This is a genomic window from Enterococcus sp. DIV0187 (assembly GCF_051713785.1).
Classification (GTDB): domain Bacteria; phylum Bacillota; class Bacilli; order Lactobacillales; family Enterococcaceae; genus Enterococcus_A; species Enterococcus_A avium.
On the sequence record NZ_JBIOQO010000001.1, the window covers coordinates 1,376,965 to 1,391,268 of the forward strand.

Annotated in this window: 15 protein-coding genes and 1 other annotated feature; of the genes, 4 read left to right on the forward strand and 11 right to left on the reverse strand. The window is 38.9% G+C overall.

Going from position 1 to position 14,304, the window contains the following annotated elements; all coding sequences use genetic code 11:
* Positions 1–65 precede the first annotated feature (65 nt).
* Entirely contained in the window at positions 66–875 is an 810-nt protein-coding gene (locus IGI52_RS06760; protein ID WP_127979311.1) for a lipoate--protein ligase family protein, read from the forward strand.
* The gene (locus IGI52_RS06765) at positions 865–2,217 is read left to right on the forward strand and encodes an HD domain-containing protein (protein ID WP_438780806.1); all 1,353 of its coding nucleotides are present in this window, start codon (positions 865–867) and stop codon (positions 2,215–2,217) included. The genes IGI52_RS06760 and IGI52_RS06765 overlap by 11 nt, the downstream gene beginning before the upstream one ends.
* Before the next feature lie 13 nt (positions 2,218–2,230).
* On the opposite strand, the gene IGI52_RS06770 is transcribed toward IGI52_RS06765, so the two are convergent.
* Positions 2,231–2,683 (reverse strand): NUDIX hydrolase, encoded by a 453-nt coding sequence (locus IGI52_RS06770; protein WP_016182023.1) that lies wholly within the window; start codon positions 2,681–2,683, stop codon positions 2,231–2,233.
* Positions 2,684–2,820: 137 nt separating this feature from the next.
* Here IGI52_RS06770 and gloA point away from each other — a divergent pair, with 137 nt between their 5' ends.
* The gene (gene gloA, locus IGI52_RS06775) at positions 2,821–3,189 is read left to right on the forward strand and encodes a lactoylglutathione lyase (RefSeq protein WP_016182022.1); all 369 of its coding nucleotides are present in this window, start codon (positions 2,821–2,823) and stop codon (positions 3,187–3,189) included.
* Between the two features lie 42 nt (positions 3,190–3,231).
* Here gloA and IGI52_RS06780 read toward each other — a convergent pair whose 3' ends face one another.
* Genes IGI52_RS06780 through IGI52_RS06825 form a run of 10 tightly spaced genes read right to left on the reverse strand, consistent with a single transcriptional unit; the run spans position 3,232 to position 13,132 of the window.
* Positions 3,232–4,590: a TrkH family potassium uptake protein gene (locus IGI52_RS06780; protein WP_118368241.1), complete on the reverse strand. Its 1,359-nt coding sequence runs from the start codon at positions 4,588–4,590 to the stop codon at positions 3,232–3,234.
* A 33-nt stretch (positions 4,591–4,623) separates the two neighbouring features.
* Positions 4,624–5,256: a V-type ATP synthase subunit D gene (locus IGI52_RS06785; protein WP_016182020.1), complete on the reverse strand. Its 633-nt coding sequence runs from the start codon at positions 5,254–5,256 to the stop codon at positions 4,624–4,626.
* Between the two features lie 4 nt (positions 5,257–5,260).
* Entirely contained in the window at positions 5,261–6,637 is a 1,377-nt protein-coding gene (locus IGI52_RS06790) for a V-type ATP synthase subunit B (protein ID WP_016182019.1), read from the reverse strand.
* Entirely contained in the window at positions 6,630–8,411 is a 1,782-nt protein-coding gene (locus IGI52_RS06795; RefSeq protein WP_438780807.1) for a V-type ATP synthase subunit A, read from the reverse strand. Before IGI52_RS06795 ends, IGI52_RS06790 begins: the two co-directional genes overlap by 8 nt.
* A gap of 13 nt (positions 8,412–8,424) precedes the next feature.
* Positions 8,425–8,736, reverse strand: a complete 312-nt coding sequence (locus tag IGI52_RS06800; protein WP_438780808.1) for a V-type ATP synthase subunit F — start codon at positions 8,734–8,736, stop codon at positions 8,425–8,427.
* Complete coding sequence (locus IGI52_RS06805) at positions 8,726–9,721, reverse strand: V-type ATPase subunit (protein WP_016182016.1); 996 nt, start codon at positions 9,719–9,721, stop codon at positions 8,726–8,728. Before IGI52_RS06805 ends, IGI52_RS06800 begins: the two co-directional genes overlap by 11 nt.
* A 24-nt stretch (positions 9,722–9,745) precedes the next feature.
* A complete protein-coding gene (locus IGI52_RS06810) occupies positions 9,746–10,360 on the reverse strand; it encodes a hypothetical protein (protein ID WP_049219265.1) in 615 nt (204 codons plus the stop codon).
* Positions 10,361–10,371: 11 nt separating this feature from the next.
* Positions 10,372–10,842, reverse strand: coding sequence for a V-type ATP synthase subunit K (locus tag IGI52_RS06815; protein ID WP_010744503.1), 471 nt, complete (start codon positions 10,840–10,842; stop codon positions 10,372–10,374).
* A gap of 18 nt (positions 10,843–10,860) precedes the next feature.
* Positions 10,861–12,822, reverse strand: a complete 1,962-nt coding sequence (locus IGI52_RS06820) for a V-type ATP synthase subunit I (RefSeq protein WP_016182014.1) — start codon at positions 12,820–12,822, stop codon at positions 10,861–10,863.
* Entirely contained in the window at positions 12,809–13,132 is a 324-nt protein-coding gene (locus IGI52_RS06825; protein WP_016182013.1) for a hypothetical protein, read from the reverse strand. Before IGI52_RS06825 ends, IGI52_RS06820 begins: the two co-directional genes overlap by 14 nt.
* A gap of 49 nt (positions 13,133–13,181) precedes the next feature.
* Positions 13,182–13,229 (reverse strand) — a sequence feature (sodium ion sensor (DUF1646 type); this cis-regulatory element may regulate processes involved in with the transportation of sodium ions).
* 227 nt (positions 13,230–13,456) lie between these two features.
* Between IGI52_RS06825 and IGI52_RS06830 the strand changes: the two genes are divergently transcribed.
* Complete coding sequence (locus IGI52_RS06830) at positions 13,457–14,182, forward strand: gamma-glutamyl-gamma-aminobutyrate hydrolase family protein (protein WP_438780809.1); 726 nt, start codon at positions 13,457–13,459, stop codon at positions 14,180–14,182.
* Positions 14,183–14,304 lie beyond the last annotated feature (122 nt).

Below are 14,304 nucleotides of genomic sequence, written 5' to 3' on the forward strand. Positions count from 1 at the left end.
AATTACTTACTTTCTGTATTTTTGTTTATAATAAGAAAGAATACAAGGAACGAGAGGAAGATTAGATGAAAGAAGCGTTGCTTTTTGACCAAGGAATGCTCCCGCATACAGATTTATTCAATCCCTTTGCTTTGACTGATGTACTAACAGAATTCAGCGGTGAGCAAGAGCAGCCGATCATTCACTTTTGGCAGTTGCCAAAAACATTAATCTTAGGAATGAAGGACAGCAGGGTCCCTTATTTTAATGAAGCACTTAAAGTAGTTCAAAAAGAAGGCTATCATTTGCTTTTACGTAATGCCGGCGGTTTGGGTGTTATTAGCGACACAGGTATTTTGAATGTCTCTTTAATTCTTCCTAAGAATTCAATCTCTGCCTTATCAATTGATGACGGTTACCAGGCAATGGTAGACTGGTTAGAGCAAACTCGCTTTGGCAAATTAGGAATAGAAATTGGCGAAGTCGCTGATTCTTATTGTCCAGGTAAATACGATCTTTCCATTAAAGGAAAAAAAATTGCGGGAATCGCCCAGAGACGAGTTAAAGAAGGCGTTGCAATCATGATGTATCTTAGCGTAAATGGCGATCAAAATCTTCGGGGAAAAATTGTTCGCTCTTATTATCAAACCGGATTGAGAGATCAATTTGGTGTGGATTATCCACCCGTTAATCTTGATAGTATGACAACGCTAGACGATACTGCATTCTATGAAGTATCCGTAAATTCTGTCAAAAAGGAGTTGCTGCAAGTGATGCCTCATCATGATCAAACAGACTCTCTGCCGAATTTTTACCAATTAGAAGAATATCAACGCCGCGTTCAAAATATGCAGCAACGGAACACACTCATTCAGGAGGTACTTAATGACTTATAAATATCAAATGCTGCCGCTGGAAAAAGTTTTTCGCGATCCAGTTCATAACTATATTCATGTTCAGCATCAAGTAATTTTAGATTTGATCAATTCAAAGGAAGTTCAACGTTTGCGCCGGATCAAACAGCTTGGAACTACCTCTTACACTTTTCATGGTGCGGAGCATAGCCGTTTTTCACATTCGCTAGGTGTTTACGATATCACTCGCCGAATCTGTGATATTTTTCAGCGAAACTATTCTCAAGAAAAATACGGTAAAGACGGATGGGATGATTCCCATCGCTTAGTTGCCTTGTGCGCAGCGCTACTGCACGATGTTGGACACGGGCCTTATTCCCACACGTTTGAACATATTTTCCATACCGATCATGAAGCATTGACTGTAGCGATCATTACATCACCAGAAACGGAAGTCTTTCAGATTTTAAATAATGTCGAAGAAGGTTTTCCAGAAAAAGTTGCCAGTGTAATCACCAAAACTTATGACAATCCGCAAGTTGTACAAATGATCTCTAGTCAGATTGATGCCGATCGAATGGATTATTTATTGCGAGACGCCTATTATACTGGGACAGAATATGGAACGTTTGATTTAACCAGAATCTTGCGTGTCATTCGTCCTTACGAAGGCGGGATTGCGTTTTCTATGAATGGCATGCATGCTGTGGAAGATTATATCGTCAGCCGCTATCAAATGTACGTTCAAGTGTATTTTCATTCTGTGTCTCGTGGAATGGAGGTCTTACTGGAACATTTATTGGATCGCGCACATGAATTGTATCAAGAAGATGCAGAAATTTTTTCACTCCATTCGCAATTCTTGATTCCATTTTTGAAAGAGGATTTTTCGTTGGAGGATTATTTAAAATTAGATGATGGCGTTCTGAATACTTATTTTGCTCAATGGATGGACGAGCAGGATTTAATTCTAAGTGACCTAGCCTATCGCTTTTTAAATCGCAAGCCATTAAAATCAATCACAGTGGATTCCAGTGATAACCCCTTACTAGTCGAAATGAAAGATTTGGTTGAAAAGGCTGGGTTTAATCCCCGCTATTATACGGCGATAAACTCCAGCTATGATTTGCCTTATGATTTGTATCATCCAGAAAAAGGCAGTCACCGCACACAAATTGAATTAATGCAAAAAGACGGCTCGATGATCGAGTTGTCAAAAGCTAGTCAATTAGTCTCTGCCTTGACCGGACAGGGTCAAGGTGATGTTCGTTTCTATTATCCAAAAGAAATGACCCAACTAGATAGTAAAAACTCGGATCTTTTTGATGACTATTATCGAGCTTTCACAAAACATATTCATAACGGAGCGTTAGTTAGTAACTAAAAAAACTTTCTGATCAATCAAGATCAGAAAGTTTTTTCTTTAGCCACTCTTCAACAGCCCATTTGTGACTGCCGCGTTTCAATAATGCGATTGCCTTTGCTGGCTGCTCCCAGCTGCTATTGTTTCCCTCTTCTAACGGTTCGGAAACTTTTTCCCAGCTTTTAGTAGAATAAAAATAGCCTGGATTATAAAAGAAGGTTTCGCGATGTCGCGAGTAAAAATATTCATCCGCTTGTCCTAAATATTCCGATAAAACGACCTCAAAGCCTAATTCTTCGAGCATCTCGCGCTCAATCGTCTCTTCCTTCGTTTCATGACCTTCGATTTCCCCACCAGGTAAAAAGTAAGCACCATTAGGAGCTTGAACAAGCGCAATTTCTTTTTCCTCATTCATTAAAATTGCATAAGCTGCATAACGGGCTTGATATTTTTTTTCGGCTTCCTTTTCGCCAAACACTGGGATCATTGGTGTCCTCCTAAGTAATGTATTTACTAGCTAGTTTACATTAAAAAAAACTCATAAACAACCACTGAGCATAAATGCTGAGAAATGGATGTTTTATGTTATCATGAACTTAATAATAATTAGGAGGTTACTTACTTATGAAAATGGCACACACTTGTGTTCGAGTAAAAGACTTAGAGGCATCTGTCAAATTTTATCAAGAAGCATTCGGATTTGAAGAATCTCGTCGTCGTGATTTTCCAGATTCAAAATTTACGCTTGTTTACTTAACTTTACCTGGTGACGAGTATGAATTAGAATTAACCTATAACTATGACCATGCAGCATATGACTTAGGTGATGGTTATGGGCATATTGCCATTAGTTCCGATGATTTAGAAAAGCTTCATGAAGAGCATAAAAATAAAGGTTTCAACGTGACGGATTTGAAAGGTCTTCCAGGAACGGATCCTTCGTATTATTTCATTACCGATCCAGATGGCTATAAAATTGAAGTTATTCGTTAAAAAGCAAAAGAGCTAGATTCAATTGAATGAATCTAGCTCTTTTTATCCAATCATGACACTTTCTTCTGGCAGTTTGTAATTTCCTTGTTCTTTCTTTGTTAAGCGTATGGTTAGTGAGAAGCCAACTGTCAGAATCCCCACTCTGCCGATGTACATCAAACCAATAATCAAGATTTTTCCCATAAGACTCAAACTAGGTGTCAGTCCCATCGTTAATCCAACTGTCCCAAAAGCAGAGAAGGTTTCAAACAAAAGATACTCGATTCCACGAAAACGTGGTAAAACCTCCGTTACTGACATCAGCATCGTTACTGCGATACACAAGGTCAACGTAATAAAGAACAACGTCAGCGCACGAGACACGACCGACGGACGAATCGTTCGTCTAAAAGCCTCTGCGTGCATCCTTCCTTTCAGCATAGAAATTGTTTGAACCAATAAAACACCAAATGTCGTTGTTTTCAATCCACCCGCCGTTGATCCAGGTGTCCCGCCAATAAACATCAAAACTATCGTAAAAAGGATTCCCGCTTGACTGACGCTGCCGTAATCAACTGAAAAGTACCCCGCTGTTCGAGCAGTTACCGACATGAAAAGCATATTTGCAAAACGATTTATCGGTGACGAATTTCCTACTAAATAACGTCCACCAGATTCCGAAATACAAAACACAAGCGTCCCAATAATCAGTAAACTTAGCGAAACAGTTAACGCAAGTTTACTATGTAGGCTAAGCTTTCGAGTCTTGCGAAAATTCATCAAATCCTGCCAAACGATAAACCCTAAACCACCACCGACGATCAATCCAGAAATCACGAACAACACATACGCATTATCTTGAAATCCTACCAAACTATCGCCAAATAAATCAAATCCAGCGTTACAAAAAGCTGAAATGGAGTGAAAGAACGAATACCAAAGACCTCTTTCAAGACCATAAGCCGGGATAAAGTCAATAGCTAATAAAAGCGCACCTAATAACTGAAATCCCATCGCAAAGCGAAAAATATACAGCATCAATCTCATTACACCAGATAAGCTATCTAAATTTAAGGATTCCTGCAAAATAATCCGCGTCATTAAACCGACTTTTCTTTTCATGATAGCCATAAAAATAAAGGGCATCATCATGAAGCCTAATCCACCGATTTCAATCATGCTTAAAATGATCAACTGTCCGCCCATATTCCAATGTTCGCTTGTTGTCAGTGTTGTTAAACCTGTTACACATGTCGCAGATGTGGCTGTAAATAGCGCATCAATAAACGGTGTCCCCTGTCCTGATTTCGTAACTATCGGCAGGGTCAACAATACACTTCCAAACAAAATGATCACGGCAAAGCCTAAAGCAATAAATTGAATAGGATAGATTTTAAAAGGCCAATGTTTTTCTTTAACCATAGCTTCCTACCTTCAAAAAAAGGAGCTACTTTCTCAAGTAGCACCCATATTTTTAACTTTGATCATGCGAGTCACTTCTGCACGTTCATTTTCTTCCAATTTCATTTTGATAAAATAAATTGTTTCTTCTAACTGAGGAATCGTCATATATTCTAAAGCATTGACACGACGACGTGTTTTCTCGATCTCCTTTGCCATAAGTTGACAAGTTTTTTCGATTTCAGTCAATTCTAGTAGTTTAGGTAAAACTTTCGTGAATTTTTTAATACTTTGATCCAGCTCATCGTTAGAATTCAAAAAGCCATATTCAAGCGGTCCATCAGCAAGATCCTTTTCATGTTGGAAGTTCATGATCGGAACTTTTACGCTCATCACATCTTTTTCAATCACATCAAGCGTTACACGTTCTTTAGGAACGGCTAACAGTTCTTCAATGTACTTGTCATTCAATAACGCATCAGCTACTGAGAAATTTTTCATTGCTTGTTGCAATTCCTCTTCGACCTCAGCGCGCATGACATTATTCTTTTTGACCAATAAAATGAAACGTCGCATCAGCTCATCTTGCTTATCCTTCAAAAGTTTATGTCCGCGACTTGCAGTCGTCAGTTGCTTTTTTAATCGTGTAAGCTCCATCCGTGTTGGATTAACATTTAATTTCACCATAGGATCATTCTCCTTTTGTTAAATATTCGTCCAACATATCGTCCTTGATTCGTTTCAGCTCTGTTCTTGGCAGCATTGCCAATAGTTCCCAGCCAAGATCCAATGTTTCATCAATCGAACGATTCTCGTAAAAGCCTTGATTCACATATTCTTCTTCGAAACGCTCAGCGAATTTTGCATAGATTTTATCAACATCTGACAAAGCAGAATCTCCCAATACGACGGCTAGTTCCTTCGCTTGTTTCCCTTGGGCATAAGCTGCAAACAATTGGTTCATGGTTGGCGCATGATCCTTTCGCGTCTTTCCTTCACCAGTTCCCTTATCTTTCAAACGTGACAAGGACGGTAATACATCAATCGGCGGCTGGATACCATTTTTATCCAATTCTCGAGACAAAATAATTTGTCCTTCCGTAATATATCCCGTTAAATCAGGAATTGGATGTGTTTTATCATCTTCAGGCATTGTTAAAATCGGAATTTGAGTGACCGATCCTTTCAAGCCGCGAATTCGACCAGCACGTTCATATAATGTCGCCAAGTTCGTATAAAGATACCCCGGATAACCACGACGTCCAGGAACCTCACGACGAGCCGCTGAAATTTCTCGAAGGGCCTCACAGTAGTTGGTCATGTCCGTCATGATAACCAACACGTGCATTCCTTTTTCATAGGCCAAATACTCAGCCGCTGTCAAAGCCATGCGGGGAGTTGCAATCCGCTCAATCGCTGGATCGTTAGCCAAATTCATAAACACGACTGAACGATCGATCGCACCTGTCTGACGGAAATCCTCCATAAAGAATTCAGCTTCTTCAAAAGTGATACCAATCCCGGCAAACACTACAGCGAAGTCATCTTCCTTGTTTAATACAGTCGCTTGACGGGCAATTTGTGCCGCCAGCTCTTTATGCGGCAAACCAAAACCAGAGAACACGGGTAATTTTTGTCCACGAACTAACGTATTCAAGTGATCAATCGCTGAAATCCCAGTTTGAATAAACTCATCAGGATAATCTCGCGAAACAGGATTAATTACTTCCCCGTTGATATCAACATTCTTTTCCGCTAGTATTTCTGGTCCGCCATCTTTTGGGCGACCCAAGCCATCAAAGACACGACCAACCATATCCTCAGATACGCCTAACTCCAACGGATGTCCTAAAAAACGAGCCGTAGATTCTTTTAAATTGATACCGCTCGTTCCTTCGAAAATCTGAACTAGGGCTTTGTCTTCATGGATTTCTAAAACTTGTCCACGACGCAACTCGCCATTTTTTAAACGAATTTCCAGTAGCTCTTCATACTTTATCCCTTCAACTTTGTCAATTGCCATCAAAGGTCCGACCACTTCATTGATGGTTTTATACTCTTTAATCATTGGTCATTCCTCCTTCAGCAACGATCGCTTGAATTTCCGATACAATATCCGAGTTGATTTGATCTAATTTTTCTAACTCTGACTCTGAGATATATTTGCTTCGTGCAATTCTATCACGTAAAGTGACCGTGCCATCCATAATTTCTTTCAAATAGGTTCCTAATTCTAATGCACGTTGCCCTTCTTTATTGAGTGTCAGAATGTTTCGAATCATTTTGAATTGTTTTTCTCTGGATGTAAAAGTATCCACATCGTCAAAGGCATTTTGTTGCAGATAATCTTCTCTTAAAGATTTCGCAACTTCTAGTGTCAGACGGTCTTTTTCCGACAATGAATCAATTCCGACTAAACGTACGATTTCATTTAGTTCAGATTCCTTTTGTAGCATCCGCATTCCTTCAGCTACCATCTCAGACCAATTTGCTTGTAAATCATTATCTAAATACTTTCCAACTTCAGAAGAGTATAGGGAATAGCTTTCCATCCAATCAATTGATGGAAAATGGCGTTGCTGTGCTAATGTTGCACTTAATCCCCAAAATACTTTTACCACACGTAATGTATTTTGAGTTACTGGTTCAGAAGTATCACCACCAGAAGGTGATACCGCACTAATTGCTGTAATCGAACCTTCACGTCCGTCACTTCCTAGAGCAATCACACGTCCAGCACGCTCATAGTATTCTGCTAAACGACTGCCTAGATAGGCAGGATAACCTTCATCCCCGGGCATCTCTTCCAAACGTCCGCTCATTTCCCGCAAAGATTCCGCCCAACGCGATGTAGAGTCTGCCATGATAGCAATATTGTATCCCATATCACGGAAATATTCTGCAATAGTGATCCCTGTATAAATGGAAGCTTCTCGCGCAGCTACCGGCATGTTGGAAGTATTTGCGATTAGAATGGTTCGCTCCATCAAAGATTCCCCTGTTGTCGGATCGATCAATTCAGGGAATTCATTCAATACATCGGTCATTTCATTTCCGCGTTCACCGCAACCAACGTAAACGACAATGTCCACATCTGCCCATTTAGCGATCTGATGCTGAACGACTGTTTTACCAGCCCCAAATGGTCCTGGCACTGCGGCAGCACCACCTTTTACAACTGGGAAGAACGTGTCGATTACTCGCTGGCCTGTAATCATTGGAGCTTCCGGATTAAGCTTTTCAGATACAGGACGTCCACGACGTACTGGCCATTTTTGCAACATCGAAAATTCTTCTAAGCCGTTTTGTGTTTCAACCACATAAACGGTCTCATCAATCGTGAATTCTCCGGATATAATTTTCTTCAAGGTCCCTTTAACACCATTTGGTACCATAATTTTATGCGTAATGATTTTCGTTTCGTTTACTGTTCCGACGATATCCCCGGCTGACACAGTGATTCCTTCTTCAACAGTTGCATCAAACCACCATTTCTTCGTATGATCTAATGCTGGAATTTGAACCCCGCGACTAAGAAAATTGCTGTCAGTCTGTTCCTTGAATGTATCTAATGGGCGTTGAATACCATCAAACATTTGAGAAACAATTCCCGGACCCAATTCTACCGAAAGTGCTTCTCCTGTTGTCTTAACTGGTTCTCCTGGTCCAATGCCTGCAGTTTCTTCATATACTTGAATAGATGCCACATCGCCGCGCATCTCAATGATTTCGCCGATAACCCCAAGGTCACCTACGTAACAAATATCTTGAATAGCCGCTTGCTCCATATTTTCTGCCAACACTAGTGGACCAGAAACTTTAATTATTCTACCTTCTTGCAAGTCATTAGCTCCTTTATAAAATATTCTGTCCGACTGCTCGTTCAACTTGTCCTTGGATCATGGACTTGCCGATGCCTAACGTTCCCTCGTGATTAGGAATCAAAACGATTGCTGGAATCATTTTTTCTTCATAATGTTTAATGGTATCAGGAACAAGCTGAGCAAATTCCTCAGTGATGTAAATAATGCCATAGTCATTTTTAGCCATTTCATCAATTTGCTGTCGAATGAGTTGTTTATCTTTCGTTGTTCGAGTATCGAAATCAAAAAGTTTGAATGGTAAGACAGAGTCTTTGTCACCGATTGCACCGATTTTATGTGCCATATGTCTCACGCATCCTCTCTCTTATTTGTTCATCTGTTAATCCGACCTCTTTGCCAGTAATAATCAAGCGAAGATTTTTAGCCTCGATGGCTTTTGCGTTTAGCAGTGCTAGTACCGGCAAAGGTCCAAAGGCTTGAGTTTGTGCCGTTTCGTAAAAGCCAGTTAAATAGTCATCACAAAGCCGCTCTAACTGAGTTAGATTAATCGTATTTTCTTGAATGATTGGTTCGATTATTTCGCCATAAGATGTTGCTCGTAAAAAAAGTGTTAATCGCTCTAAATCACCCTCAACACAATCAAGCAATTCGTCTTTTGGAATACTTCCATGGCTCGATAATACTGTCGACATGAAATTGCGACTTCTTTTTTGTTTAATTCCTCGTGCTACCATAAGTATATTAGTAAAATCAATGAAACTAATAACCTCTTTTGTTAGTTCTGGCTCATCAATCATATCTGCTATTTTTCTTTGGCAATACAAATATTTGCGATCAAGAATAATGTCAATTCCTTGTAAACTATTCGATTCTTCAAAATGCTCTCGGACTTCCTGTAAGCTTTCAAGTAAAAAATCTGGTAGACCGCTAGCTTGTCCAGTTCGAATTGCTGTCTTGATTTGGTCTAAAGAATAAAAACCATCATAAATATAAAGATCATCAAAATTTTGATTTAATAACTCGCCCTTGATTAATGCCTTTAGATTATGGAAGGTAAAGCGCATCGTATAAATCCATACTACTTTTGTGTCAGGGACGATTTTTATTAACTCCGATAATAATTCCTCCTGAGCTTTCCCTAGGGCTTCTTCAAAACTTTCAGAAAAATTATCAGTTAAATATTCGCCATAAATCGTTCCTCTAAAAAGAGTCTCAACTTCTTCCATATTTTCTGCTTTTAACATTCGCCCCATAAATTCAGGCGTTAACAGTTCCAATTCCTTCAAACGAACCAGCGGATTCAATTCATGATACGTAGATTGTTTCATTCAGTGCCTCCTAATTCGTAGTCTCTAATTATGAAAATCTAAGTTTACATCCTTTTCTTCAAACAGTGTTTGAGCAAATTGAAAACTCTCCCGTTGCTGTATTTCTCTTACTAAACTCTGATAAAGAAAGTTATATTGCACGCCGTCTTTGTCTAAAATAAAACCGGCCTCAGCTGCAACAGGATTCTCGCCCATGACTAATTGATAAGCCAGCATATTATTTTGTTCGGCAAGCCATTCATTTGTAAAAACAGTCTGAGATTTTTCTCCCGGAACAAAAACCAAATTTCCCTGTAATTGCATTTTCTTTAATGCATTGTGAGCAAACTCCTGCTGTTCCTTCGTTGACCAATTTTCCATTTGTCCCACAGCCTCAGCAAACACTCGCTCTAAAATTGCTTGTTTTTGATTTAAAATCATTTGTTTTTGTGCAACCTGACGCCTATTTTTAGCCTGCTTATAATTATTTTCGAGATTTTGTAAATTTTTCTCTAGACGTTTAAGATGATCTGCTTTCATTTCTGTTAATTCTGCTTGAAAGTCCTGATCAATCCGCGCGGTCTCTTTTTCTTTCAGCTGACGCTGCTCCAAGTCAGCTTGCTGGTTCAGCTGCTCGACTATCTTTTCGATTGCTTCCATCAAAAAACTCCTTACACTTGTCCAACTAACAAGAATGAGATAACGAATCCTAAGATTGCATACGTTTCAACCATGGCAGCATAAATGATCCCTTTTGTTGAGTGTTCTGGTTTTTTCGCTAAGATTTGAATACCTGCGGCAGCAACCTTCCCTTGAGCAATCCCTGAAAATAGTCCAGTAAATGCTATTGGTAATGACGCACCTAAGTAACCTAACCCTTGAACAACAGATAAATCACCAGACAAATTAGTGAAAATCAAGAACGCGATAACGAAGCCATATAAACCTTGTGTACCAGGCAGCAACTGTAAGATTAACGCCTGTCCAAACTTTTCTGGCTGACTAGTCGTCAACGCTGCAGCCGCTTCACCAGTCATACCCACCCCTTTGGATGACCCGATACCTGAGAAAATTGTTGCTGTAGCCATTCCTAAAATCGCAAAAATAATACCACCACTGTTATTAATCAAATACTCCATCATTGTTTAAAATTCCTCCAATTATTTTTCTTGTTCAATATTTACATATTTTTCTTCTGTTTTTAGTGGACTAAACGCACGTCCGCCACCTTCGTAAAATTTCCCAAAAAATTCTACATATTGTAATCGAGCACCATGAACATATGCTGACAATAAAGATAAAAAGATATTTAATCCATGTAAAGCCAACATCAATAAGATACCCACGCTAAAGCGCGCTATTGGAGGCATATAGCCCACCAACATGTTAAATGCTGCAGCAATACTTCCGCCAGAGATACCCAAAGCCATCAATCGTGTATAACTAACCAAATCACCAATATAACTTGTAATTCCATATAAGTTATATGCTCCTTTGGCTAATCCTTTCAATTTAGACTTTGATTGTAGCATCGGAGTAACAATTATCAGCAGAGCACTTAAAACTGCAAGCCCAACGCCGATAAAGAAGAGCCCTTGACTATCCATCAGCATTTTTCCTAAACCACCAACGATTGCTCCGACCATAATCCCCTGCCAGGCAAAACCATCTGAAACTGCACCTAGATAATTTTTGGCTTTGATATTCTCTTTGGCAGCTAACCCTAACCCAATAAAAATCTGTATCACACCAAAAACAATGGATAGAATCAGAATACTAATAACATCATCACTAGTAGAAAGTATTGGCGTATAGTCTAACGAAAAGCCAAAGAACGAGTTATAAATCAAGCCCCATAAAATAGTAGGAACAGCCAAAATTTGGAAAAAGCGCATAAAACGCTCCATTCCGCGCGGTAAAATTGTTCGCAAAGCAACAGTTGTTGCCACTAACATCAGACCACCATATCCTGCATCGGCTACCATCATGCCAAAGAAGACAAAATAAAACGGCATAAACCACGGTGTCGGGTCAACTTCATGATATTTTGGCAAACTGTACATTTCAGTTAACATCTCAAAAGGCTTAATTAACTTATGATTCTTTAATTTAGTTGGAATTTCTTCATTGATCTCTGTATCCGTCGGTTCTTCAATTTCGATATACAGATTTCCAGCTCCGATTAGATCCTCTACAAAAGTTTCAAAGCTTTTGAAACTGTCTGTTTCAATCCATCCTTGGAGTAAAAATACTTTATCATCCTTGATAAATCGATCATGAATTAACCAGCGGTTTTTTCGTGCCAACAGTACTTCTTCTGAAGTTTCCAGATTTTCAATAACGATTTTCTTCTGCCCAATCAGTCGAGCCAGCTTTTTCTGTTCTTCTACTAATTTCATCATTTCCCGCTGAATGCTGGCCAATTCTGTTTTAGGAAGCTGTGTTCGATTGTACGTAAAGGCAACTATGCTGAATTGACGAACAAGTTCTTGTACCTCCTCTTGTTCTGCACGTAAAAATAATAGAACGAAGTTGACAATATGATCGTCACTATAAATGATTTCATAATGAATTTGTTTGTCCTTCAACTCTTGCTTAAAGGATTCCCAAATACTTGCATCAGCAGTTCCTAGAAAACACTTTGATGAACGTAGTGCATATTCTTTTGGCAAAAAATCTAAGGCTTGCCATTTTTGTAAAAGACTTTCTTGTTCGCTCAAATCACGTTGTCTAGAACTAGCATCCAAAAAATGCCGTTCTAATTCTTGAATACTTTCCAATTCCGAAAGTAAAGCAGCTTCATCGAAATTCTCTTCTAAAGTCTTTAAAGTGGCAACCTGACGTTTAAGATGAAGGCCTTTTTCCCGACTACTTCCGTTATGCTCGACAAATCTAATAGCATGTGTGATTTGTTCTAACTGGTAATCAATTTTTGCAAGAGTATCCTGACTAGGCAAAGGATCTATTTCATTAAAATATTCCTCGACCCATTCATTACTGACTGTTTGCTGAAAGAGGTCTCGAATTTCCACTCCTTGGAAACCCTGAATCGCAGATAAAATTCGCTCACTATATTCTTGTTGAGCAATCAATGTCAGCTTACTCATTTTACTGACTGCCATATTCCGAGATCACCCTTTCAATTATTTTTTGAATCGTCTGTTCTTTCTTTGAACTGTAGTTTTCTTCCATCTGCTTAATAGCGTCTTCAGCACTTCTGGACAATTCTTGTTCTTCAGCCGCTAAGTCTTGAGCTAACGCTTGCTCTCTTTCCGACAAAGCATTTGAAAAATCTGCTCTCAGCTCTTCCCGCTTTTCTTGTAGCAGTTGTTTTTTACTCGCCTCATAAGCTGTCAATTCAGCCAGTAATTGTTCTTTTTTTCTTTCATTTAGTTCTTCAGCAGATTTTATTTTTTCTAAAGCTTCTAACACACAAACCCTCCTTTACATACAAAAAAAGAACGCAAAACTCTCAAGGTTGTTCTTCTCACCCCTTGAAGAACACGATCCTTGAAGCTTACGCCCAACCTTTTTGTATTTATTCAATGACTACAGTATATCAAAAAAAGGTGTTCCCGTAACTATTTTTCAAAAAAAAAGACAAAATTTTTCTAAAGCCTTTGAGCAACATATAGCATTATTTTCATATTTGTAGCAGTTTTTTTATTATTTCAAAATTGAAGAAAAAATTAAGATCGAATTACTTGCTTTTTAAGTTTTGGCTATGGTATCAAAAGATAAAAGGAGTGATAAATTATGAAGAAGAAAATTATAGGCGTCGCAGCGAATCAGCATTATCAAAATAATCAAGATTTTTTTGATCAACAATTTACTTATAGTCCCCAAGGCTTTATTAGCGGTGTACATCAAGCAGGTGGTGTTCCCATCTTACTACCTATCAGTGATCCTGAGCTTGCTAGTGATTATATTGCAACAATTGATAAGCTATTATTGGCTGGCGGACAGGATGTCACTCCTTTTTTATATGGGGAAGAACCACATCCAAAGTTAGGCCCTACAAGCATTGATCGCGACTCATTCGAGATGTCTTTAATCAAAGAGGCAATCAAACAGAATAAACCAATTTTTACTGTTTGTCGCGGAACACAACTTTTAAATGTCACATTAGGCGGGACATTGTATCAGGACTTGTCACAATATGCTGATTGGAAAGTAAAACACGATATGTTTCCCACTGTTCCCGATTTCGGCCTACATTCTATTACCGTCAAAGGAGATTCTGCATTGGCTCCCTTATTTGGTGAACGTGCACAGGTCAATTCATACCATCATCAAGCTATTAAAGACCTAGCTGAAAGTCTTGTTCCAATTGCTTGGTCAACCGACGGCATCATCGAAGCTGTCGAAAGTCGTGAACGAAACACAAAAATAATTGGTGTTCAATGGCATCCAGAACTAACTCGTCAAAATAACCCTCAAGAGCAAGCGTTATTTGATTTCTTTGTTCGAGACTTTGAGTAAATCAGTGATTTACTCTTTTTTTACGTTCTTAACTAGAAACAGTTTATAAACATATCTAGAAATACTTCTATCAGTATTCAAACTGACAAAATTGCTCATTTTAATTATTTTTTTTAGTGATA